Source organism: Peribacillus aracenensis (assembly GCF_025175645.1).
Classification (GTDB): domain Bacteria; phylum Bacillota; class Bacilli; order Bacillales; family DSM-1321; genus Peribacillus; species Peribacillus aracenensis.
In genome coordinates this window covers 26235-51041 of the sequence record NZ_JANZMJ010000037.1, presented here as the reverse complement: position 1 = coordinate 51041, position 24807 = coordinate 26235, and the positions used below count along the sequence as shown (strand labels likewise).

Annotated in this window: 22 protein-coding genes and 2 tRNA genes; 2 read left to right on the top strand and 22 right to left on the bottom strand. The window is 41.6% G+C overall.

Features of this window, described 5'->3' with window-relative positions:
* Window positions 1-80: 80 nt before the first annotated feature.
* From N0M92_RS25065 to spoIIE, 9 genes are all read right to left on the bottom strand, one after another.
* On the bottom strand, window positions 81-977 hold the full coding sequence (locus N0M92_RS25065) for a peptidyl-prolyl cis-trans isomerase (RefSeq protein WP_260288350.1): 897 nt from the start codon (window positions 975-977) through the stop codon (window positions 81-83).
* Window positions 978-995: 18 nt separating this feature from the next.
* Window positions 996-1877: an Hsp33 family molecular chaperone HslO gene (hslO, locus tag N0M92_RS25060; protein ID WP_260288349.1), complete on the bottom strand. Its 882-nt coding sequence runs from the start codon at window positions 1875-1877 to the stop codon at window positions 996-998.
* 27 nt (window positions 1878-1904) lie between these two features.
* Window positions 1905-2684, bottom strand: a complete 780-nt coding sequence (locus N0M92_RS25055) for a type III pantothenate kinase (RefSeq protein ID WP_260288348.1) — start codon at window positions 2682-2684, stop codon at window positions 1905-1907.
* Between the two features lie 167 nt (window positions 2685-2851).
* Window positions 2852-4912: an ATP-dependent zinc metalloprotease FtsH gene (gene ftsH / locus N0M92_RS25050; RefSeq protein WP_260288347.1), complete on the bottom strand. Its 2061-nt coding sequence runs from the start codon at window positions 4910-4912 to the stop codon at window positions 2852-2854.
* A 117-nt stretch (window positions 4913-5029) separates the two neighbouring features.
* Window positions 5030-5569 carry a hypoxanthine phosphoribosyltransferase gene (hpt, locus tag N0M92_RS25045; RefSeq protein WP_076373001.1) on the bottom strand — a complete coding sequence of 180 codons (540 nt, stop codon included), beginning with the start codon at window positions 5567-5569 and terminating at the stop codon, window positions 5030-5032.
* Between the two features lie 32 nt (window positions 5570-5601).
* Window positions 5602-6996, bottom strand: coding sequence for a tRNA lysidine(34) synthetase TilS (gene tilS, locus N0M92_RS25040; protein WP_260288346.1), 1395 nt, complete (start codon window positions 6994-6996; stop codon window positions 5602-5604).
* A 93-nt stretch (window positions 6997-7089) separates the two neighbouring features.
* Window positions 7090-8088 (bottom strand): protein kinase domain-containing protein, encoded by a 999-nt coding sequence (locus N0M92_RS25035; protein WP_311202600.1) that lies wholly within the window; start codon window positions 8086-8088, stop codon window positions 7090-7092.
* Window positions 8054-8791, bottom strand: a complete 738-nt coding sequence (locus N0M92_RS25030) for a VWA domain-containing protein (protein ID WP_063235926.1) — start codon at window positions 8789-8791, stop codon at window positions 8054-8056. The genes N0M92_RS25035 and N0M92_RS25030 overlap by 35 nt, the downstream gene beginning before the upstream one ends.
* 189 nt (window positions 8792-8980) lie before the next feature.
* Complete coding sequence (gene spoIIE, locus N0M92_RS25025) at window positions 8981-11455, bottom strand: stage II sporulation protein E (RefSeq protein ID WP_260288345.1); 2475 nt, start codon at window positions 11453-11455, stop codon at window positions 8981-8983.
* A 327-nt stretch (window positions 11456-11782) separates the two neighbouring features.
* Here spoIIE and N0M92_RS25020 point away from each other — a divergent pair.
* Window positions 11783-11856, top strand: a tRNA-Met gene (locus tag N0M92_RS25020).
* A gap of 20 nt (window positions 11857-11876) precedes the next feature.
* A tRNA-Glu gene (locus N0M92_RS25015) sits at window positions 11877-11948 on the top strand.
* A gap of 164 nt (window positions 11949-12112) precedes the next feature.
* On the opposite strand, the gene N0M92_RS25010 is transcribed toward N0M92_RS25015, so the two are convergent.
* From N0M92_RS25010 to N0M92_RS24950, 13 genes are all read right to left on the bottom strand, one after another.
* Window positions 12113-12568 carry a S1 domain-containing RNA-binding protein gene (locus N0M92_RS25010; protein ID WP_063235924.1) on the bottom strand — a complete coding sequence of 152 codons (456 nt, stop codon included), beginning with the start codon at window positions 12566-12568 and terminating at the stop codon, window positions 12113-12115.
* Between the two features lie 81 nt (window positions 12569-12649).
* Window positions 12650-13036 carry an FtsB family cell division protein gene (locus N0M92_RS25005; RefSeq protein WP_192207413.1) on the bottom strand — a complete coding sequence of 129 codons (387 nt, stop codon included), beginning with the start codon at window positions 13034-13036 and terminating at the stop codon, window positions 12650-12652.
* A gap of 13 nt (window positions 13037-13049) precedes the next feature.
* Complete coding sequence (gene yabQ, locus N0M92_RS25000) at window positions 13050-13682, bottom strand: spore cortex biosynthesis protein YabQ (RefSeq protein ID WP_260288344.1); 633 nt, start codon at window positions 13680-13682, stop codon at window positions 13050-13052.
* Entirely contained in the window at window positions 13679-13987 is a 309-nt protein-coding gene (gene yabP / locus N0M92_RS24995) for a sporulation protein YabP (RefSeq protein WP_034316308.1), read from the bottom strand. The genes yabQ and yabP overlap by 4 nt, the downstream gene beginning before the upstream one ends.
* A 76-nt stretch (window positions 13988-14063) precedes the next feature.
* Window positions 14064-14327 carry an RNA-binding S4 domain-containing protein gene (locus N0M92_RS24990; protein ID WP_034316386.1) on the bottom strand — a complete coding sequence of 88 codons (264 nt, stop codon included), beginning with the start codon at window positions 14325-14327 and terminating at the stop codon, window positions 14064-14066.
* Between the two features lie 23 nt (window positions 14328-14350).
* Complete coding sequence (locus N0M92_RS24985; protein ID WP_260288343.1) at window positions 14351-15823, bottom strand: bifunctional methyltransferase/pyrophosphohydrolase YabN; 1473 nt, start codon at window positions 15821-15823, stop codon at window positions 14351-14353.
* Window positions 15816-17438 carry a putative polysaccharide biosynthesis protein gene (locus N0M92_RS24980; protein ID WP_260288342.1) on the bottom strand — a complete coding sequence of 541 codons (1623 nt, stop codon included), beginning with the start codon at window positions 17436-17438 and terminating at the stop codon, window positions 15816-15818. Before N0M92_RS24980 ends, N0M92_RS24985 begins: the two co-directional genes overlap by 8 nt.
* A gap of 222 nt (window positions 17439-17660) precedes the next feature.
* Window positions 17661-18197, bottom strand: a complete 537-nt coding sequence (gene spoVT / locus N0M92_RS24975) for a stage V sporulation protein T (protein ID WP_192207409.1) — start codon at window positions 18195-18197, stop codon at window positions 17661-17663.
* A gap of 188 nt (window positions 18198-18385) precedes the next feature.
* Window positions 18386-21922, bottom strand: coding sequence for a transcription-repair coupling factor (gene mfd, locus N0M92_RS24970; RefSeq protein WP_260288341.1), 3537 nt, complete (start codon window positions 21920-21922; stop codon window positions 18386-18388).
* A gap of 162 nt (window positions 21923-22084) precedes the next feature.
* The gene (locus N0M92_RS24965) at window positions 22085-22315 is read right to left on the bottom strand and encodes an anti-sigma-F factor Fin family protein (RefSeq protein WP_063574553.1); all 231 of its coding nucleotides are present in this window, start codon (window positions 22313-22315) and stop codon (window positions 22085-22087) included.
* A 105-nt stretch (window positions 22316-22420) separates the two neighbouring features.
* A complete protein-coding gene (gene pth, locus N0M92_RS24960) occupies window positions 22421-22981 on the bottom strand; it encodes an aminoacyl-tRNA hydrolase (RefSeq protein ID WP_098372664.1) in 561 nt (186 codons plus the stop codon).
* Between the two features lie 262 nt (window positions 22982-23243).
* Window positions 23244-23882 carry a 50S ribosomal protein L25/general stress protein Ctc gene (locus N0M92_RS24955; RefSeq protein ID WP_260288340.1) on the bottom strand — a complete coding sequence of 213 codons (639 nt, stop codon included), beginning with the start codon at window positions 23880-23882 and terminating at the stop codon, window positions 23244-23246.
* Window positions 23883-24043: 161 nt separating this feature from the next.
* On the bottom strand, window positions 24044-24796 hold the full coding sequence (locus N0M92_RS24950; RefSeq protein ID WP_260288339.1) for an ATP-binding cassette domain-containing protein: 753 nt from the start codon (window positions 24794-24796) through the stop codon (window positions 24044-24046).
* Between the last annotated feature and the right edge of the window lie 11 nt (window positions 24797-24807).

Genomic DNA, 24807 nt, shown 5'->3' with positions numbered 1-24807 from the left:
AAATTTAAAGTTACCAGTTTTTATAGTTCATTGTCAATGATTATATACTATATTCTAAATTTTCTCACACAACCATCGACCTACTTTTGTTCTTTCGATCCATAAAACCACTCTACATCAAATTCGTCCCAGAAAATTTTCCCTGAGACCGGTGCCTGAATCTGTTCAAGAGCTATTTGGCGTTGAATCTTGTCTTTAACCTCATCATATTCATACTGCTTGCCCTTTATTCTTTCATGCAGATAGATAATGGCCCACCCTTCTTCCGTTTGAATCGGATCACTCCACTTTTTTACCTTCAAATTCTCGGCAGCAGTAATGTATTCCTTGGAGACTTTCTCGTTATCCTGGGATATATAACCCATGTCGCCTCCTTGGTTGGCAGTGAATTCATCAAGGGACTTTTCCATCGCTAAGACATCAAAGGGGACGCCTTTCTCCAGTTCACGTACGATTTGGTCCGCTTGCTTTTTTGTAGACGAGGTAATATGGGAAATATGGAAAGCAGTAGGGATTCTGTAGATATCCTTATTTTTATCATAATGATTCCGCATTGCCGTTTCGGAGACCGAAACGTCCTTGGTGAGGAGCTTCTCGAGGAGGAGACTCGATTGAATTTCCTGCCTCAGTTGATCGTTACTTTTATTAAGGTTCTGACCGGCAGTCCCATACATCGTTTTCATCATTTTAAGTTCCCGATCAAGCTCTTCATCCGAAATTTTCACTTTATATTTTTCAGCTGCCTGTTTCACGACCTCTTTATCGACCATTTCCTCAAGTACATCTTCCCCATATCTTTTTTCGAGCTCATTAATCCATGCGTCCCGGGAAATATCCTTAGATCCAACCTTTGCGGCCGTTTCTTCCCCGATGACGGATTTTGAAATGATTAGTGGTTTTATGACAAAGATAATGATAGTCAATAGGTTCAACAAGGCAAGGGCAGCAATAATCGCCCGAAGCTTTTGTTTTGGCAAACCCTTATCCCCCGTATATTAATTTTTGGTTTCTGCTTCTAGTTCCTCGAGATCTTCCTTCGAAAATTGGTAGGTCTGATTACAAAAATGACAATGTGCCTCCGCTTGTCCCTCTGTATCAATGATATCCCTAATCTCAGCTTGCCCTAGGCTAATCAATGCATTTGCAATTCTTTCCCTAGAACATTGACAGGAGAATTGGACATCCATTTTTTCTAATATATTCACATTGCCCTCACCTAAAATTTCGGTTAGGATTTCTTCAGGAGTCATCCCGCTTTGAATCATCTTAGAAACAGGAGTTATCGTGCTTAGTCGATTCTCGATTTTCGAAATCGTATCTTCCGAGGTACCCGGCATCAACTGGATGATGAATCCACCCGCTGCAAGGATTGAATTATCCGGATTCACCAGGACCCCAACCCCCACAGATGAAGGCACCTGTTCGGAAGTAACGAAGTAATATGTGAAATCTTCACCTAATTCTCCCGATACAAGCGGTACCTGACCTGAAAAGTAATCACGAAGACCGATATCTTTGACAACAGTCAACAATCCATCGGTACCCACCGCTTTCCTCACATCAAGCTTTCCTTGCTCATTCAAATCAAAATGGGTTTGCGGGTGAGTGACATATCCGCGGACTTCTCCCTTTGCATTGCTGTCGACCAGGATGGAACCGATCGGTCCTCCGCCCTCGATTTTAATCGTCAGCTTTTCTTCACCTTTTAACATTCCGCCCATCATGACACCTGCCGTCATCGCCCGTCCAAGGGCAGCTGAAGCAGTAGGCCATGTATAATGGCGCCGCTGGGCTTCTCCTACCGTGTCTGTTGTTGAAACAGCATATGCCCGAACCTGTCCCTCATAACCTAACGCCTTTATTAGATAATCTTTCATTTATTTTTGCTCCTTTCATGCTTTGTGTTACCTCTTCACTTGCTCGCGATTACGTTTATAAATCAACTGCAGCCCCTTCAAGGTCAAAAATGGCTCCACTACGTCAATCACAGTAGACTCATTGGCAATTAAGGTAGCCAATCCACCAGTTGCTATTACCGTTGGTTCTAGATTACTTTGCTCCTTAATTCGATTAACGATTCCTTCTACCTGTCCAACATACCCATACAAAATACCAGCCTGCATGGCGGACACCGTATTTTTCCCAATAATCCCTTCTGGCCGGCTGATTTCTATTCTTGGAAGTTTGGCCGCCTTTGAATAAAGTGCTTCAGTAGAAATATTTATACCCGGGGCAATGGCTCCGCCCATGTATTGTTTATCCTCATTTATATAGCAATATGTAGTTGCCGTGCCAAAGTCCACGATAATGAGAGGGCTTCCATATTCCTGAATGCCTGCAACAGCATTAACGATTCGGTCCGCACCCACCTCACGCGGATTTTCGTATTTAATATTCAATCCAGTTTTTATTCCAGGTCCAACTATAAGCGGTTTAATACCAAAGTATTTTTTGCACATTCGTTCAAGCGCAAACATAATTGGCGGAACTACCGAAGAAATGATGATTCCATCAAATTGATCAAACGAAAGATCTTCATGTTGCAGCAAAGACTTTATGACCATTCCATATTCATCTTCTGTCTTGTGACGGCTAGTCTCAATTCGCCAATGATATTTTAAAATATCTTCATCGTATACGCCTAGTACAGTATTCGTATTCCCAACATCCAATACAAAAATCATCGTTTCATCACTCCGGTAAATTATTCTCCAACATCATACCACACTGTTATTTACCACGCTATTAGTCGCACTTTTCGAAAGGTAACCCAGAAACTTCATCGTAATTAATTCAAGAGTGAAGAAAAGGGTATTTCCGAGGCGGAAATACCCTTTTGAATTCAGTCAACTTAAGACTTTTTATTGTCATCTTCGTTCGGGAAGGAAAGCGGCTGATCTTGAGGCGCACCTTCTTTGATTGGAGGAGTATTCAATCCTTCCTCCGTTATTTCAAGGTCCTCAGGTCCTCTCTTATCCAATGGATCTAATAGGGCCTCTTTTTCTTCCTTCTTCGTATTGATGTTCACCTTGACATTCTCATCAGTGGTTAAATTCCCATTAAGGGCTGTATAATCCCGTTCTGGCAATTTACCATTATGGAATAAACCTTTGATCTGTTCAGCATCAAGCGTTTCCACATCAAGCAAGGTTTTTGCAACCAAATCAAGTTTTTCACGATTTTCAGTAAGAATCGTCTTACATCTTTCGTAAGCTTCCTTGATGATACGTTGGATTTCAAGATCAATTTCATATGCTATTGCATCTGAATAGTTTTGATCATTGTTGAAATCCCGGCCTAGGAAGACCTGACCTTGTGAATTACCGAATTGAAGTGGTCCGAGTTTACTCATGCCATATTCCATAACCATGCTCCTAGCTATGCCCGTTGCACGTTGGAAATCGTTATGAGCACCGGTACTCACTTCTCCGAATGTGACTTCTTCGGCTACACGGCCACCCAATAGCCCTACGATTTTATCTTTAAGCTCAGGTTCCGTCATGAAGAAACGATCCTCTTTCGGCAGCATAACTGCATAACCGCCAGCTTGACCACGAGGGACAATCGTAACCTTATGAACGACTTCGGCATCATCCAGAACCAATCCAATAATGGTATGGCCTGCTTCATGCCACGCTACGATATTTCTTTCCTTTTTGGAAATGACACGGGTTTTCTTGGCAGGTCCAGCGATAACGCGATCCGAAGCTTCATCCAAATCGGACATGTCGATCTTCTTCTTATCTTGACGGGCAGCTACAAGCGCAGCTTCATTCAATAAGTTTTCAAGATCCGCACCAGAAAATCCTGGAGTACGCTGAGCTATCGCTTTCAAATCGACTGTTTCTGCTAATGGTTTATTGCGTGCATGCACTTTCAGAACTTCTTCACGGCCCTTAACATCAGGGCGCCCTACCGTTATTTGACGGTCAAAACGTCCTGGACGCAGTAATGCCGGATCCAATACATCAGCACGGTTAGTCGCAGCTATGATTATGATTCCTTCATTACCTCCGAAACCATCCATTTCCACCAGAAGTTGGTTCAATGTCTGTTCGCGTTCATCGTGACCGCCGCCAAGACCTGCGCCACGTTGACGTCCGACTGCATCAATTTCATCGATAAAGATGATACATGGTGCATTCTTCTTAGCATTTTCAAACAAATCACGAACACGGGATGCACCGACACCCACAAACATTTCAACAAAATCAGAACCACTGATTGAGAAGAAAGGAGTTCCGGCTTCACCAGCCACTGCTCGTGCAAGTAAAGTTTTACCTGTACCAGGAGGCCCAACTAAAAGTACCCCTTTAGGAATACGGGCTCCAAGCTCGGCAAATTTTCGAGGATCTTTCAAGAATTCAACAACCTCGACAAGTTCCTGCTTTTCTTCGTCCGCCCCGGCAACATCGTTGAAGCGTACTTTTTTCTTATCATCATTATACAATTTCGCCTTACTTTTCCCGAAGTTCATGACACGGCCGCCGCCGCCGCCCTGAGCTTGGTTAAGTAAAAAGAAGAAGAGAATAAAAATGATTACAAATGGAATGATGGAAGTGAAAAATGTCACCCAGCCACTTGTTTTTTCTGGAGGTTCAACAGTGATGATGTCCTTACCCAACTTGGTTACGGCATCATTGATTCTGCTTTGAGAATATTCACTGAAAGGCACGTACGTCACAAAGAATTTATTTTCCTCATAACCTTTGAGCTTTCCTGTGATTTCAAATACACTGCTTTCGGGCTGCATCGTCAGTGCAGTTACATCCCCATTCTCCAAATGCTTATAGAATTCATCTTGGGTCATTTTCTCCGTTGGTTCATTGTTATTATTAAAAATGCTTACAATCCCAATGATGACCAAAAAGATCAGTAAATAAAATATGGTATTACGGAAGATCCGATTCATCCCTTACCTCCTCCCACGGGTAAACAAACTATAGTAAATACTATCATACAAAATTAATGAATTACAATAATTTAACACCGCTGTTTTTATCTGGTCTTCTCTTTCAAACAAGTACGATTAATTCGAGTAAATTTCAGGCTTCAATATGCCAATATACGGGAGATTACGATACTTTTCCGCAAAATCAAGACCATATCCGACAACAAATGCATCCGGAACGATGAACCCGGCATAATCCGGAGTTATATCCGCTTTCCTGCCTGTTGGTTTATCCAATAATGTAACGATTTTAATTGATTTTGCTTTTCGATAACGGAAAAGTTCCGCAAGATAGCTAAGAGTCAAACCGCTGTCGATAATATCTTCGATGATTAAAATATCCCGGCCTTCAACTGATGTATCAAGATCTTTGATGATTTTCACTTCACCGGAAGATACAGTGGAGTTACCATAGCTTGAAACATCCATAAAGTCCATTTCAAGATGTGTATCCACACGCTTCAGTAGATCTGACATAAATGGCATGGCGCCTTTCAGCACTCCGATGGCCAATGGGAACTTACCTTGGTAATCAGCTTCAAGCTGCGCACCCAATTCCCTGATTTTTTTTTGAAGTTCTTCCTCTGATATTAAAACCTTTTCAATGTCGTTTTGCATGGTCATTGTAATTTATTGCCCCCCAAGAAGAATTAAGCTTTTTTATATTCTAAGTAGATTAAAGATTTTTCATCAGAAATTATATCCGGCTCAATATTCGATTTCTTTAAACCAGGTAGCCAAATGGCCGTTCCCGTTTGATCGATGATGACCGGCCACACATTTCTTTCTAGCATCGGGATCTTTTCATTAATAAAAATATCCTTTAACTTTTTAGTTCCACCCAATCCCTTGACGGCCATCCGTTCGCCTTCATTCCTGGTTCGGACTGTAAGAGGAAACTGAACAGCTGATTCGGGAAGAATAAAAGAATGATTTCCTCTAAGTACCGGAATTTCTTCTTTTATATAGTGCGCTTTAATCTTATATCCATTCGGAAGAATAGTCTCACCGGGAATTTGTAATTTAAGGGAATATTTAAGGCTTTTTTGCCGAAAAAATCTAAAAGTGCAAGCTTGATATGATTTTTCCGCAATAAGGCCCTCCGGAAGATGCAATTCTGCAGATGGTTGAGGATTTAAAAACAAAACTAAAAGTTGGTCAATATGTAATGCCGAAAGCGATGAAGGTCTCTCCAAATAAAGATAGTTTAATATTAGTTGAATCGCCCTTCTTTGTAAAGGTTTAGGCATCGCTAGAACCTTATCAATCTGAATAACCGCTTGATCTTTATCCTGTTGGATCCAAACCTCGGACATTTTGCTTGAAACCATGTTCAAAAAAAACTCTTCATCTTCATAAAGCTCTTCACTGAATCGTTGAAAATGCTCATGAACCTTCCTATTTTCTTTCTTTAAAAATGGAAGGACTTCATGTCTAAAACGATTTCTTGCATAGGCACCCGTTTCATTGCTCGGATCAAACCTTGGTTCAATATTATGAAGGCCCGCATATTCGATTATTTGGCTTTTCGTAATTTCAAGAAAAGGCCTGACCAGATTCCCGGTATGGAACCGTCTTTTTATAGGAATACCAGCTCTCGCCTTACCTGTCGCCCCTCTTGTTAAACGCATGAGCATCGTTTCTATTTGATCATCTCCATGATGCCCGAGGACAAGCGTGGAGGCTTGATGTTTATCCATCATTTCCTCATAGAAAGCAAAACGTGACTTTCTTGACGTTACTTGTGAACTTTCCCCCGTCTGCTCCATCCGGGCAGGAACATCGATCCTTTTTCCTTCGAATGTAATGCCCCACCGTTTACATATATGCTCGACATATTTGTAATCCTCATAGGATTCTTCACCTCGAAACATATGGTCAACACTTGCAACGATCATCTCGTAATGAAAAAGAGGTTGAATTTCCTTAAGGATATGGAGAAGCACCAATGAGTCCGGTCCTCCGGAAACGCCTATTAGCAACTTCGAGTGTTCCTTAATCAATTCATTTCTATAAATGGTACTCAGAACTTTTTCCTTTAACATACAATCTTCCTTCTTTATGAACAGGCATTAGTTTTATACGATTCAATCATGAAATGGTTTCAACTATTCCATGGCATTCACATAATAACTATATCATAACAACTGTTCATATATGTATAGAACATAGAGCATCGATATGATGGCAACCAGCAAAAAAGTTTCAAAAAAACCGCCACTTTTCTTTTTTGAATGGTTTTGGGACCTTCTTGCTTGTCTTGTTGCAGGTTGTATTGTATGCGGCTGACCTGCCGCTGCCTGAGTCGGGCCCTTTTTCTTCGAATGATTTTGCTTACTTAGAACCATGACCAAATCCTCCCGCATTTGGAGGGCTGAATCATACTGCCCGCGGAGTGCTTTATCCAGCATCTTTCTATATGGGTGCAATTCCTTTTTCTGCTTAATCAGGTCGTTAAGCTGTCTATACCCCTCCCCTTTCTTATGGAAACGTCCAGGGTAGGCTGAATTGATTATAATCATCGCCACAGCGAACAAGTCATATTGCGGATCAGCCTTTCTTGATCCAAGTCCCCAGTAACCCCTGTCAAAAAACTCAGTGAATTCTTTAACAGATCGCCCGATTAAGGTGGTTCCGCCAACATCCACGCACCGTACCTTATAGGCTGGTGAAGTCACGATTAAATTCTCAGGTTTTAAATCCCCGAATACCCATCCATTGGCATGCAAGGCAGACAAGCTTGTTAAAAGCTGAAGCATCAAGACTCCAATCCATGATGAACCTTTTTTATCGATGAAACGCAAAAAATCGTGTCCGTGGATATATTCCATGACATAAAAAGGGAGCTGCTTTCCTGTTTTCATGAAATCATCCGCTTCCAAAAAGGAAGGTCCAAGGGTAGACCCCTGGACCTTTGAAAAGGATTTTAGGATATTCATCTCCGAAATAATGGACGTCCCATTATCACTGAGCTTTAAAGCATAATGACGATTTCCGCTTTCAACCAAATAGACGATCCCGTTCGCACCACACCCCAATTCCTTAATGATTTTGTACTGATTTTTATTCCATTTTCCAGTGACTACACTGCCAGGCAGGAGTTTACATTGATTCCTCAAAGTATTGTTCATCATCATGCGATAACAATCCCCTCAACGAACGTTTTTTATTGAAATATGTCAAAGCTTCACGAATGGCCGGACCAGTCGGAGTGAGTCCCCCTGTGCTAAGCTTAGGAAAAGTTGCCGTCAAGGCTTCAAGGTTCGGGGTCCAATCCAGCAACTTTTCAACATCATTTCTTTTCCCAGGAAATACGAATACGGAAAAACGGCTATCACCCATTCTTGCATTCATACTAAGGGAAAGATCTAATAAGGAATCTTTTACTGTAGGCAGTTTATGTTTCATGCTTGCACTTGTATCAACAAGAATCAATACTTCGAGCTTGCTTGTTTCCCCAAGCTCATCGACCACCTCCATCACTTCTCCTCGTTTATCAGGCGGAAGATCCTCCATCGTTTTTGAATCTCCAAGTATTTGTTGAAGTTCACGATTGATAACTCCCTGTATAGTTTGAGTCATTGCCTTTTGGGTCACCATTTGGACGGTTTGGGACAACTGCTGAGCATAGACTATTTGACTTACGCCACCTCCGGAACCAGCAATCTTCTCAATTTCCTTAAGACCCTTTTCATCTATCACATCATTTTCCATGACACCTATGACATTGATGGTTATGCCTTGCTCCCTTGCCAATTCAGCCATGGCAGAAGGTTCCTCACCATGATTAGAACATCCGTCGGTTATAAGCAAAATCTGTCTTAATGTTCCTGCTTTCATGTTTTGCTCTCCCTTCCTATCAATTTGTTACCATAATTGACTAAAAAGGGGGAAATTATACGCCAAAGACATCTCATCAAGTCACATTATGGAGGGAAGGGATTGAAAAGAGTGCAACCCTTACCTTTTATCCGTCTTCCATTTCTCCACCTCTTTTTGTTTTATTCATTTTATTTATATAAACGGCCCCTACTGTGCCTTTTTACGTTTTGGAGAAACGGGAATGGACGCCCATTTCGGTGTGTTATGCTTTATTTTCGATGTAACCACTGTCATGTCATCATCTATGATCCCTTTAGTTCGGATGACTTCTTCCAATATTAAATCAGAGATTTCCTGCGGGTCGTCTGTTTCCATTTCCTTGATTTTTCGTTTAAGCCAGAACTCGATATTTTCGACATGTGAGGGGCCATCGAACACTCCATCGCTCATCATGATTAATATGTCCCCTGCCTTCAGCTCTTCTGATACAACATCAACATCGAAATCCTGGATGATTCCCATAGGGAGGTTACTTGATTCGATTTTTATTATCCTATCCCCCCTTTTAATGAAACTCGGTATCGAACAGATTTTTAAAAACTTAGCCCTTGCGTCCTGAAGATCAATCATTGCCAAATCAAGAGTCGAAAATATTTCATCGGTAGTGCGTAGAGATAATACGGAGTTTACGGATTTAATGGCTATTTTTTCTTCTATTCCCGATTGTAAAAATTTTTGTAGCAGCTTCAATGTCTCTGTACTTTCAAAATGGGCCCTTTCCCCATTTCCCATTCCATCACTGATGGCTATCGCGAATTTGCCGCAGCCAATTTCCATGGTCGTATAACTGTCTCCTGATACAAGCCCTCCCCCCTTGGCAGCATGAGCCACACCCGTTTCGACCGTGAATTTTTTTGCTGACCTAAATATCACCTCACATTGCCCGTTTGGATATGTTGCACACTCTTCTGAATGAACGACTATCGTTTCTCCTAAAATGTCAGAAAGCATGGGTGCAATCAACTTTTCACATTCCCCTCTGCCCTGGCAGTATGGGACACTCATCTCTATATCAACATTTCCTTGTTCTAGACTGTATATTTCAACATGGCCTATGTGCAGGCCAAAATCCTGGATGGCTTCCAAAATAGATTCTTCATGTACATGATGATTCTTCCTTTCCCTTTGAATTTCTTTCGCAAAATCATCCATTACTGCCGAAACGCCCCTCAGTTGATCCGCCACCAGTTTCCGACTTTCCTTCACCTGCCTTTTTAATTTTTGGTTAGCTTCAAAATAAGTAAGTTCCTGTGCTATCGCCCCAATGACCTGAGGCCCGCGGCTACAATATTTCCCCCATTCTTTCGAAGTTTTTTGGGGGAGCTGACCATTATTTTCACTTAATTGAAGCATAATTTCCTGCATGCCGTCATAGGTTGTATTAAAGTTCTTGGACCAGCATTGTTCCTTCTTAAAACAAAGCTGGCACGTCTTTTCCGTCACATTACTTAAGAAGTAGTCGAATTCTTTCTCATCTTCCTCCAATCTCCCCCTTTCATCCACTTGGGAAAAGCTATTTGAGAGCGCCTCAAATACATGTGAGAATTGCTCCACCCTTTGAGCGGTGACATCCCTCACTTTTCGGGCATACTGCTGCTGCTCATCAGAATTCTCGACTGTTCCCGGTATATGTTTCGCTATTTTGTTGATTATGGATGACGGCGTCAATATAAATAGGGCCACAGCTATAAGTGATTCATAAAGGGTCACCATAATATTATTGGTGCCCTCACCATATAAACCTATCAGTAATGTAGCAATCAAGAGGCCGCTAGCAACCCCTATCTTCCTTCCCTCCTTCAATAAGCCTCCCAGGAGCCCTGAAAATGCGAGAAGGCTCATTTGATAAAGACTTGCAATACTTGCCAAGCTGAATATCAATCCAGTAACTACACCTACAGTGGAGCCTATGGCGGCCCCTCCTGCCAGCCCGAAGAGGAGAACCAGGTATCGCGAGAATATATGGTCGAGTGATAAATCGTAGATCATCCAGCCGATGGTTCCGGTCATCACCGAAGCCAGCAGGATGATGATGCTGACGATTTCCTCCGTCTTTAATGATTGGGACTTTGTCCGAACGGTCAGCATCGGGATGGATTGTATGAAGATTAAGGTTAAAATCATTGCGAGTCCCGCCTCTACCCCTATCATCATTAAGTCATACAGCTGAATCGTTCGAAATACCAGATATTGCTCCGCCAGGTTGACCAGGAATAGTGAAGCAAAGACGTACATCGACATGGTCTTGAATTGTCCCTCCACGGCGGGCTTCTTGATTTTATGAAATAACAGGAGCAGGAACGCCGATGCAAAGATGACTAAACTATTCGAATAGTGAACGGTCAGCCCACCTGCAATCAATCCGAATAAAGCCAGTGGAGCCCTATCACGTCTCATGAGAAAAACAGCTGCGAAAAACGGAAGTCCAAATGGTGCAAGCTGCGAAAGAATCAAAGCCCGTCCTAATAAAAAACCGATAATTGCTAAAGAGATACCTTTTTTTATGAATATGTCTTCCGACTTCATTTGCAGTTGTTGGATCCAATTGATGGCCCCTGCCTTCGCTTCTTTTAATTGAACATCTCCAAGAGGTTCCATCATAGGTCTTTCTACTTTTTCCATTTCAACACCCCATTCGTATTAGTGGTTTTTATTATATAGAGGGCTTGTCTATTTTTTTGTCAGAATTTTATAAGCGGATAACAAAAACGTTCGACGAAATTCTTCTTGAACAATCATTTGTATACAGGTTTTTGTCCCTTTTTTTTCAATACGGAAACGGGCGTTCTTTTTTTTTTGAAGAAAAGCAAAGTTTTTAGGTTATTTTTGCGGAAAATAACACGAATAAATAGTCAGGAAATGGAAACCGACAAACTTTATTTTTTTTGTTGACATTTTTTCCTCACGACTGTAAGATATAACTTGTGCTTCAGTAGCACTTACCATTATGGCGGCGTAGCTCAGCTGGCTAGAGCGTACGGTTCATACCCGTGAGGTCGGGGGTTCGATCCCCTCTGCCGCTATCTTTTTTCATGAAAATCACGGCCCGTTGGTCAAGCGGTTAAGACACCGCCCTTTCACGGCGGTAACACGGGTTCGAATCCCGTACGGGTCATCATATATCAAAAACGCCTCTGCACACTTATATCGGTAAGTGTGCAGAGGCGTTTTTTTATGTCGTTGATAATTAAAAGAAGACAAGCCAGCAAGCTTGCCTTTATCTACACTATGAATAATTTCACAGGAAAAGTTGCTAAACTATTATTTTCAGCAGCAGTTTTATCCGCGTCTTCCTCCTCGACCTCCCCGTTTCGTTTCGGTGCTACGTTTAAGGGTCGTTAAGCGGTCTTCGCTATCTTTTAAGAATTTAGCCATTTTTTGCTCAAAGTTTTCTTTAGGTTGGAAACTATTACCTTTCGAGCGGAAGTCTTTGGAACGGCTGTCATTCCCTCTTCCTTGGCGCGGACGTGGTGTGTATGCAGGTTTTTGCTCACCTTCAGGACGGTCTATCGCTTTTTTTATGGACAAGCCAATCTTGCCATCTTTAACGTTGATGACTTTCACCTCAACTGTATCGCCCACTTTTAAATGATCATTGATATCCTTGACATAATTATCAGCCACTTCACTGATATGGACAAGACCGGTTGAACCTTGAGGTAGCTCTACAAATGCACCAAAATTAGTTATGCCTGTTACTTTACCTTGTAACTTGCTGCCTACTTCGATTGACATAAAAAAAATGTTCCTCCTTAGAAATGTTAAAAAAATCTCTTCACATTATATTATAACGAAAGTAAAAAAACAGTGTCAATATTAGTCACTATCTTCCTTCCCTTTTGGAAGGGTAAAAATGATTTCACCTTTTTCAGATAAGAAATAATCCCGTCTGGCTATTTTCGCTATATAATCGTCATCATTAAGCTTTACGATTTCTTCTTTAAGAAGGGTCTCGTCTTTTTTCAATTCAGCTAACTTCCCCTTCATTTCTTCCTTTTGTTTAACTTTCTCATCCAGTGCAACATTTTGCGTTATGAGGGTGGAAACGGCAAAAATCAAAAAGACAGCGGCGAAAACTGAGTAAAGGGTTAATCTACGCATTAGACCACGCTTCTTTTTTTCTACGGTTTGTACTTTTTTCTCTTGTTGAGCGACGTAGGGATTTTCCATTTTTGCCACTTTCTTTTTACGCAGGCTACTCATTTTTTATCGCTCCTCATTTCTTTTTATTTCTCCATCCATTTAGCGTTCTAAATATAGAATTCTTTATTTTCAATAAAATCCCTTTTCCTTTATTATAAAACTTCCCGACGTTTTTCGTAACAAAAACCGGCAATAAATTCCATATATAAGTCAGAATCCATTTTACTGGTCTCCAGAATATAGTCAAAATAAAGAGAAGTATTTTTCCCGCCCATTTTAATAATGCCAAAACGAACTTACTTATCCCGATGATGATGGCCAATACAGATACTAATACCCATTTTATCGGTAGAAATATCAGCATGTGAACCGAATTCGTTATAAATCTCGCCAACTTTATCACAAGTATTATCAAAAACTCTAATGAACGTTGATAGAAACCTTTGAAAAGTGCTTGATAAGCTGAAAAACCGCATAATAAGGCCAAAAATAAATAGAGGCGAAACTCCCCCTCATTCACTAAAAACAAAACATAAAAGATAAGGAGACCCTGAATGATCCAGAAAAGGAAGTCATGGATGAATACAACCCACCTTTTCCTTTCTGAACGATTCAGGAACCGGCTATACGTATCCAGGGCAGCTCCAAAGCCACTGCCCATGCCTATCATCGCAAGCAACGTATAAAATTGGATCGTTAAGGTCATTTGAACAACTTGCCAAAGAAGCCTTTAGCTTTCTCCCCTGATTGCTCATCTAAATAAACAAGGTCGAAAATCTTTCCCTTAATCGAAACGATGCCTTTATCAACGTCTAAATTCTTCATTTGCAAGTTTTGGCCCCGGATAGATAAGAAACCCATTGACGTTTCGAGCAGAAATTCTTCATTATCGAAACTTTCAACTTGTTTGACACCGGTAATATCAAGCAAACGGCGGCCTTTCATCGTTACATCATGCTCTTGGGTCGTTCCTTTTGTGTAACCAGCATTCGGATCAATATATTGGCTCATTTTTTCATCCCTCACAGTACCACTGATTTTGTACAAGTGTATGTCCGTAAGAGTGGAATTAGAACCAAGCCTGTCCTTACTCCTCTGCTAGCTTTTCTTCCTTTACGATGGTATACATATCTGCAGCGGCTTCTTTTTTCGTCGTTTCTTGAATTTTATCGACACGTACTGTAACAAGCTTTTGACCGAACCTTACAGTCAACTCATCGCCATCTTTCACATTCGAACTTGCTTTGGCCTGTTGTCCGTTAATCGTGATTCTCCCTTTATCCGCAACCTCCTTCGCAAGTGTGCGGCGCTTGATCAACCTTGAAACTTTTAGGAATTTATCCAATCTCATCGACATTCAAATCTCTCCCTTAATTAAAGTCCTTTAGTTTTTGCTTCATCCCAATATGAATCCAGTTCTTCCAATGTATAATCCTCAAATTTTTTGTCTGCCCTTCGAATGCACTCTTCTATATATGTAAAACGCTGGTGGAATTTTCGGTTTGCTTTGTAGACGGCTTCTTCCGCTTGTATGTCATAATAACGTGAAATGTTGACAAGCGCAAAAAAGAGGTCGCCCAGCTCTGATTTTATTCTTTCGACATCCCTGTTCGGGCTTAATATTTCCTCTTCCAATTCCTGTACTTCTTCCCTGACCTTTTTCCAGGCTTCGGAAACCTCATCCCAATCAAATCCAACCTTGGCAGCCCTTTTTTGATACTCTTCGGCCCGTAGTAAGTTTGGCAGCGATTTCTCAATACCATCCAGTATGGATTTCGGAGCTTTTGTTTCGCTCCCTTTTTCATCTTCTTTGATTTTCTGCCAGTTCACTAATACATCTTCCTCACCGCTCACTTTAACATCTCCGAATACATGAGGGTGGCGTCGAATCATTTTTGCCGTAATGCCTTCAATCACATCATCTATCGTGAACATGCCCTCATCTTCACCGATTTGTGAATGAAGCATCACCTGAAGCAGGACATCCCCAAGTTCACCAATCATGCCCTCGTCATCCTCTTCATCGATGGAATCAATCAGCTCATATGCCTCTTCTATTAGATATTTCTTCAAGCTTTCATGAGTTTGTTTCTTATCCCAAGGACATCCTTCAGGGCCTCTAAGTTCTGCAATGACCTGCCGCAGCTTAGAGAACTCCCTATATCGTAAAGCTTCTTCGCTAACAGGCGGGACATAAACACTCGTCAAGTTACTTAACTCCATCTGACGGTCGAGTTCGAAGAGGGCGCATTTTGTCACTTTTTCCTGACTGCTTCCAGCCGCTGTAACAATATATACCTCGTAGTCATCCGGTAGCTTTTCCATTAAGGTCAGCTTCACATTGGATGCACTGAATCCGTCATACACCTGTCCGATTATCATATGCTGGGCAATGTGCAAATCATCTGGTGAAAGGGCTGTTCCATCCAATAGCTGAAACCCTTCAATCGGATCGATTCTAACAGCCTGAAACAAGGGATCAAGGAAACTTTGCCCGCCTTCCAAATTAATGGCTATTCCAAGAGCCGGACCCTTTTCAAGCAAAAGCTGCACCGTTTTTTCCGCAACCATGGGATGCCCCGGAACTGCGTATAGAACGGAACGGTTTGAAGCCTCTTGTAATAACGTTCTGGCAATTTCTTCATATACAGCTTCAAATTGGTCGTGCTTTTCATATATCCCGTCAAACGCCGTGAAATTTATCCCTTCCCTTTTCAAATCCCCGATTACCGGGTGATCAATCGTTCTGACGAAACATTGTTCCGTTTGTATCAATTTTTTATAAATCCCTAGGGGAAGCTGATTTAAATCCCCTGCACCAAGGCCTATTATCGTAATCTCATTCATGATTTCGCATACTCCTATTCTTTATTATAAATCGTTTAAGCTTCGAACCTGCAGGTATAAGTAAAAGTTCTTTTTCACTAAATAAACCTGCACGAATGGCCGTCATCACAAAAACGGCTGCACCGATCCCAACACCGGTCAAAGCTTGGATCGTAGCTAACAAGCGGCTCTCGCCCGATAACATCAATTCGAATAGACTATTGAATAAAACAACCGCCGTTCCCATGTAAACCGTACTCTTCAAGATTATTAACACGTGCTTCTTTTCAATTAATGGCTTTTTGATATGTACTCTCAATACCACATAAAATAATACAGACATGATTATAAACGCAAGTACTGTTGCCGAGGCTGCTCCCGCGATCTTGTAATGGGGCACTAGAACAAGGTTCAAAGCCCACTTGCTGCCAACCCCCACAATCGTGATGATCACCGGCACGAACGAATGGCCTAAACTTTGAATCACTGCCGCTTCTGCCATTATGAGGGATGTGAATAAGATTGATAAAGAGAAAATCGCTAAAGTAATCGTCCCTTTGTTATCCGTGAACAGCATATGGTTGACAGGCTTCATCGTCACCACCAGCCCAATCGCAGCAGCAAGTCCTATCGTCGCACTTACACGAAGCGCCAATTTGATCTTATTCAATAATTCATGCTCACTTTTCCTCTGAACGAATCCGGATATTACAGGTACAAGCGCCAATGCAAAAGAATTAGCCACGACTGTACCTAGCTGAAGCAACGGCTGTCCTCGATCATATACCCCTTTCCATTCTTTTGCTTCCCTTTCCCCCATTCCCGTTTCCCTCAGTAAGGAATACAGGTGCAATGAATCGACAAACTGAAACAAGATAAGGATCAAGCCAGTTATGCAAAAGGCCAGCCCTTGGAAAATCAGGGCTTTGGAGATTTTGATGAAATTTACAGGTTTGATTCTCATTCGTAAAAAAAGCTTCCATTCTTCTCTTAAAATAACGAAAGCAATAAGCAGTACCAGGCCAGTTATGCCGCCGGTGATCGAGCCGAGGACCGCCCCCTTGCCGACCACATAGTGAGAATAGCCCTGAGAAACGAATATTGTGGAAAGAACCAGAATCGTCAACACACGGATGCATTGTTCAGCGACCTGCGAACTTGCCGTAGGCAGCATGTCGTTTATTCCTTGAAAATAGCCTCTTAACACAGATGAAATCGGCATTAATAAATAGGAGTAGGCAACGATTCTCAGCAGACCGGCTAAATGCGGATCCTTCATCCACCCTGCAATCCAATCAGCTCCAAGGAATAGTGCAGCAAACATCATGACTCCTATCGAACTTAAGACGACGAATGAAGTTACTAAAATGTCCTTGACCGCAAAGTTATTTTTGGAGGAGTCCCGTTCTGCAATAAGTTTGGATATGACTACCGGAAAGCCGAGTGTTGATAATGTAAAAGCAACACCGTAGAAGGGATAAACCTGTTGATAGATATAAAACCCGATGTCACCCGCAATGTTCTGATATGGTATGCGATAGGCCGCGCTCAATACTTTTACGATAATCGCCGCTGCGCTCAAAATCAGCGCTCCCCGGAAAAGTTCATTTGATGTTTTATAAGGCTTTTCAGCCATTCTTTTTCCCCTTTTCACTCATATGTGGTAGTTATTATAGCATAATTCGAATGGTTATTTTTTAATTCCAGCGCATACTGTTAATTAGTTTCCATATTCACCTTGAAGAATAATCTCCGTCTCTTTATGTCTGCCCCCATCGGGTTAACCTTTTAGAAAGAGCAAAAAGGACAGCGCGATTGCTGCCCTTCCACCTTAAAAATTATAATGGCATGTCCAAGGTTACTGTTCCATTTGTCTAGCTAGGAAACTTGCTGCTGTTTCAACCGATTTCTGTTCCACTTCACCAATGGTGCTATCTTTAGAGAAAATCAAGACGGCACCAATCGGGTCGCCACTCGCAATGATCGGAGCTGCCGTATAAGATTGGACATCTTCATCATTGGAATCAACGAATGAAATTTGTCCGTTTGGAGATTCCAGGACAGGATTTCTTTCTTCCATGATTTTTTCCACCAGGTCACTAACGCTTTTATTTAAGTATTCTTTTTTGGAGCCGCCTGCCACTGCAATGTAAGTATCCCTGTCACAAATCATAACTGGGTTTCCAAGGCTATCATAAAGTGCTTCTGCATATTCCCTTGCAAAATCGCCTAATTCACTGATAGGAGAGTATTTCTTTAGGATGACTTCTCCATCCCTATCCACAAATATTTCCAGTGGATCTCCTTCACGAATACGGAGGGTCCTGCGAATTTCTTTCGGGATGACGACTCTTCCTAAATCATCAATTCGGCGAACGATACCAGTTGCTTTCATCTAATGTTGCCTCACTTTCATCTAATTGATTTGATAAATCCTCATTTTGTAGCAAAATCATCACCAGCTATTGTACTTAGTATTTTTCTAATGGTAAGTTCTATGCACTTTGAAAAAATTTTTCTTCTTGTTGCATTTTTTTACCATGGTACCTAAAAAAAATTCTTCAAGAGGACTATCATTCAATTTTAGTTTTTAGTGGCTTGCGTCTCTTTTTTTACATACTGTAAACCCTTGGCCATCTCAAATAAGATATTAAGCCATTTGCTTTGTTCTACACCTTTTATGTGCAGGACCAGTTTCATTCGATTGCCGTCCATGCCGAAGCCCACCATTCGGCCATACTTCGATCCCAGCTCGAATACCTTTTGTCCATCCACATCGCTGCTGACCTTTTCCCTAAGGAGAATGCTGATTTCCTGCTTTAATTGTTTAATGCTTTCAATTCCGGCCTTTTCAGCATATACCTTCATTTCAGCAATCATGAATAAATAGGAAACTTCTTCTGGGTATTCTCCGAAACGATCGATCATTTCATCCTGTAATTCTTCCACTTCTTCAAGCGACGCAATCCCTCTGAACCTTTTATACATTTCTATTTTCTGATGTCCGTCCATTATGTAGGCATCAGGGATATAAGCATCCACTTCAACGTCAATTTCCAGGGTGTTCTTTTCTTCGGCTGGTTGGTCATTACGTTTCGCATCAACAGCTTCTTTCAACATTTGTGAATACAGATCAAAACCAACTGAATCGATGAAGCCATGTTGTTGAGCCCCTAGAATGTTTCCAGCTCCCCTGATGGATAAATCACGCATCGCGATTTTGAACCCTGAGCCCAATTCTGTAAATTCCTTAATGGATTGAAGACGTTTTTCTGCCACTTCCGTCAACACTTTATCTTTCCTATAAGTGAAGAATGCATATGCCACCCGGTTGGATCGCCCTACACGTCCACGCAGCTGATAGAGCTGTGAAAGTCCCATTCTATCCGCTTCATTTACTATGAGCGTATTGACATTCGGGATATCGACACCCGTCTCTATAATGGTTGTACTTACCAAAACATCATATTCGCCTTCTAAAAAGCTGAACATGACGGCTTCCAGTTCTTGCTCTGTCATTTGCCCATGAGCATAGGTGACACGGGCATCGGGCACCAGCATGGAAATTTCTTCTGCTTTTCTTGCTATATCCTCTACCCGATTGTAAAGGAAATAAACCTGACCCCCCCTTGCCAATTCCCGTTCTATGGCTTCCGTTACCAATGAGCCATTATACTCCATGACATAAGTTTGGATCGGGAACCGGTTCTCAGGCGGTGTTTCGATTACGGATAAATCCCTCACGCCCAACATGGACATATGAAGGGTCCTCGGAATCGGCGTCGCAGTCAAAGTCAGTACATCCACATTCGTTTTTAACCTTTTGATCTTTTCCTTATGTGTAACGCCAAAACGCTGTTCTTCATCAATGATAAGCAATCCCAAATCGCGGTACACGATATCTTTGGATAAAATCCTATGCGTTCCAACGACAATATCAACCGTGCCGGCCTTCAATCCTTTAATCGTCTCCGTTTGCTGTTTTTTAGTCCGGAAACGGCTCATATGACCGATCGAAATGGGATAATCCTGAAAACGCTCCCTTAATGTTTCATAATGCTGCTGGGCGAGGATTGTGGTCGGAACAAGAAATGCAACCTGTTTGCCATCCATTATGGCTTTAAAAGCGGCTCGGATCGCCACCTCTGTCTTCCCATATCCAACATCGCCGCATAATAAACGATCCATCGGCCGTTCACGTTCCATATCCTTTTTGATTTCGACTATGGAACGTAATTGATCTTCCGTTTCGTTATAAGCGAATGATGTTTCGAATTCTCTCTGCATATCACCATCAGGTGAAAAGGCATAGCCCTTTGCGGCTTCCCTTTCTGCGTATAATTTAATTAAATCATCGGCAATGTTCTCAACGGATGATTGAACCTTACTTTTGACACGTTTCCATTCCGTTCCGCCTAGCTTATAAAGCTTCGGTTCTTTTCCTTCAGAACCGACATATTTTTGGACAAGATCAATTTGGTCGACAGGAACATACAATTTGTCATCCGCCTGATAACGAATATTCAGGTAATCTTTATGGACCCCATTTATCGTAAGGGTTTCAATTCCCAAGTATTTACCGATACCATGGTTAACATGAACGACATAGTCACCGATCTTCAGTTCGGAATAACTCTTGATTCGCTCCGCATTCGATAGTTTCTGTCTCCGTATTGATTTCTTTGACTTCTTATTAAACAATTCCGTTTCCGTAATGATACTGAACTTTTGCATAGGTAATTCAAAGCCGCTATTTAGACTGCCGCGTAAAATCTGTACTTTACCTGGAAGAATGCTGTCCGCATTAAACAGTTCTGCGGCCTCTATATCATAATCGGCTAAAACCGAATGCAGCTTTTTTACCCGTTCTTCATCCTGTCCAAGTATTACGACTGTATATTTCCCTTTTTTCCAACGTTCCAGCTCAGCTTTGAACACATTCATCTGTCCATGGAAATTTTGCATTTGTTTACTGGCAAAATTCAGGATATTCTGAGGATTCGTATGCGGTACATGCCGTAAAAACAATGAAAGGTATACAAACGGCCTGCTGGATTTCATGATTAATTCCTGCATCGGATGAGCCAATTTGATGTCATGGATTATTTGTCCCTGACTTAAAAGATCCGTGTACCACCCAGCCTCTTCTTTTTCCAAAGAATCATTGATTTCCTGAATTCTACTGATTTCATCCAAGAAAACCAAACCATTTACCGGTAAATAATCTATTAAACTAGCTGGATCTTCATACGCTAAACTTAAGTATTTAAAGATTTTGTCGGGTATATTCCCCATTTTCAGCTGTTCAAGTTCATAACTGATCGTTTGAACCAGCTGTTCCTTGGTTTTCTCGTCTTTAAGTTTCTTCAAGCTTTTACTTAATCCGCTCTCGAGCCTTGTTATGATTCTTTCGATATGCTCCGTCTCTAGCAAAGCCTCACTGACGGGACCAATCGTCACTTTCTTGAGTTTCTCGATGGATCGCTGATCTTCGCTTGAAAAGGTCCTTATTGAATCTATTTCGGTATCGAATAATTCAATTCGTATTGGATTGGGTTCGGTGATCGGATAAATATCGATTATACCGCCCCTGATACTGAATTCACCTGGAGAAGCAACCATTTCAGACCGGTTATAACCCATGGCAATGAATTTACTAAGCGTTGGTTCAAGCTCGATGTCTTCCCCTAAAGTAAAGATAAGCTGATGTCTCTTCCAAATATCTTTCGGAGGAAGCACGCGACGCACCCCGGGAATTGGCGCAATGACGATCCCTTTCTTTCCCTCCGCCCAAAAGTTCAATGCCTCTACACGTTGGGCCCTTAATTCCGGGCTGGCAACACTCAAATCAGCCGCAATCAATTCATTGGCTGGATATATATATAATTCTTCCTCGGGAATGAAACTGGATAAGTCCTCATGGAATTTTTGTGCTTGCAATAAATTATGGGTAACCAATAAAATAGGCCTATTCGTCTTTTCATATACGGAAGCCAGCAATAGAGATCTCGAGGAACCTGTGAGACCAGAGACGATCTGCTCCTTAAGTCCTTCATCGATGCCGGCTATTAACGAATGAACATCATCTTGTTTGGAGAACAAGTTCTGCAATCCATTCATTTTCTTTCCCCCCTCTCTTTAACGTGCGAAAAACATTTGTAATCCTTTTATTTGAACTTGGCCATTTCACCAAGCGTCCTCTTTATTAACGGCAATTTTATGTGCCCTGGTATTCCAGACAAACGGAAAAATGCTTTGGATTTTGTCCAAAGCCCTCTCCCGCTAATGAATAATATAATCGTTTTCGTATAAATCAGGGTTTCTTTGCAGCGTTTCATGGCAATCTTCACATATCGCCCTTACATGCATATCCCCTTCAGAATCATAAACGATCATCTCTTGTCGCTCTTCATCGGTAAGTTGATTAAAACCTAACTGCTCCGTACTCAGTGAGTGTGCCTCGATTGAGCCCAGCTTAGTTCCGCAATGTCGGCATCGATAATGGAGAGCCATTTGGTAACCCCCTATTTTAGTAATAGTGTTAGTATGTACAAAAATGGAGGAGTTTTATTCAGCGAAACAGGAAGATATTATTCTTTACTTATATCTACTCTCTGCTTATTGGTTATATTCGTTCATGACCTGTATAAATGGCTTTTCCATCCAGGCTTCACAAGAAGCTGCGCTTTTTTCGATCGTTGCCCCGACATGATCCCATTCTTCAGGCGAAAAACGCCCCAATACATAATCAGATACCGGAATGCGGCCAATCGGGCGGCCAATGCCTATTCTGATTCGATTGAATTCTTGCGTACCCAAATGGGCAATTGATGATTTTATCCCATTATGACCGCCTGCACTACCCTTTTGACGAAGGCGGAGCTTCCCTGGAGGCAAATCAAGGTCATCATAGATAATGACCACATCCGCGATATCCACCTTAAAGAAATGCATGACAGCCGAAATGGATTCGCCTGACAAATTCATGTAGGTTAATGGTTTAAGCAATAAAACTTTTTCTCCCTTTACCATCCCTGCACCATATATTCCCTTATGTTTTGCTTGATCAAGCGGAATCGACCATCTTTTGGATAGCTCATCTATTACTTCAAATCCGACGTTATGCCGGGTTTTTTCATACTGTTTACCTGGGTTCCCTAACCCTACAATAATTTTCATGATTCACACTCCGTCATTACGGTTATTTAGGGAGTTACGCTGGGACGAAGTTTTCCCAAGATCATTGACCTTAGAAAAAATAGTACCCTAATTTCAAGCTGGCCTGCAAGCGACAGGAGAACTAATTAGGAAAAATCCTAATTTAAGGAATCCATTACGAAAAAAATGGTCCGGTTTAAAAGGCTGCATCCAGAGATTGAAAAGACGTAACTCGTTAAGAGCTACGCCTATTATATCACGATTCACTTGTTTAATCCCGGCATCATGACTCTGGTGATGCCTTGGTTTCCCTGCCTTCTTCATTTTTAGGGATACCGCCATCTTGCTGTTCACCTGTACTTATTTCCTCTTCCTGACGAGGAGCCAAAACGGATGCAACAACTTCTTCTCCATCATTGTCGATTGTAACTTGCTTTTTCGTTTGGATATCGGATATGTAGATTGTATCCCCTACCTGAAGTTCAGTAACGTCCACATCGATGGAGTCTGGAATGTCATTAGGTTTAGCCGTAACCATGACTTCATGAAGTGACTGCTGAAGGACCCCACCGTCTTTCACGCCTTTACAAACACCGACAAGGTTAATGCGAACTTGCGCTTGTAATTGAGCGGACATATCTACAATTAAAAAGTCTGCATGATAAATGGAGTTCTTTATTGGATCCTTTTGATAGTCAGAGAGCATGACCTTATAACTCGAACCTTCCATTTCCAAAGAAATGATTCCATTACGGCCTATTTCCTTGATCGTCTTTTGAAGCTCGATACTATTGACTGAAATGGCCGTACTGTCATTTTTATTGCCATATACTATCGCAGGGATTTCGCCGCTTTCCCTCAAATTCCTTAAATTAGAGTGTTTTGAATCCGTACGTTCTTTTGCAGCTAATATATTACTCATACATCCTCCGCCTTCCTGAATATGAATTACAAGTTTCTCTATATTTAACATTTCCCTAAATGGCGAATCATTAAACATGAAAGGTAAAATCCGAAGGAAGCAAGAAGGGGATAAACATATGGTAAACATAGGTATTTCCCGCAAAAATTTTTTTCTCTCATTCAAGCATGAATTGCCTTTTTTTCCATTTCCCCCTCAACTTGCATCACTCTGTCAAGGATTTGTGCTGCTAGTGATGAGTATTGAATACTATCCTTTTTCCGTGGTCTCGGCAGATTGATTTCCTTATTCATGACGACTTTGCCCTCTTCGATTAATATGACACGGTCGGCTAGCATTACGGCCTCTTCAACATCATGTGTAACAAGCAAGGCAGTAAAGTCCCTTTTCCTCCATAATTCTTCAATCAGCCTTTGCATGCCAATTCTCGTCAAAGCATCCAATGCCCCTAACGGCTCATCCAAGAGGAGAATGTCAGGTTGGTTCACCAATGCCCTTGCTAATGCAACCCTTTGTTTTTGCCCGCCGGATAAAACGGACGGCCAATCACTTGCCCGGTCTGCTAGGCCCACTTGCTCCAGTAATTCCATAGCATTTGGCTTCCAATCCCCTTTCAAGCCTATTCCAATATTTTCAAGGACTTTTTTCCAAGGAAAAAGCCTTCCGTCCTGAAACATCGTACGTGAAGATTTATTTAATCCTTTCAATGGCTTTCCATTCACCAGTATCTGCCCGCCCGTCGGTTTTTCCAGGCCTGCCACAAGACGAAGCAATGTGCTCTTTCCACATCCACTCTTACCGACAATGGCTACGAATTCTCCTTTTTTAAATGTGAGGTCCATCCCTTTTAATACTTCAAACTCCCCAAAATCCTTTCTTACACCCTGCAACTCCAACGAATTTCCATTTTTCATATTAATGACCT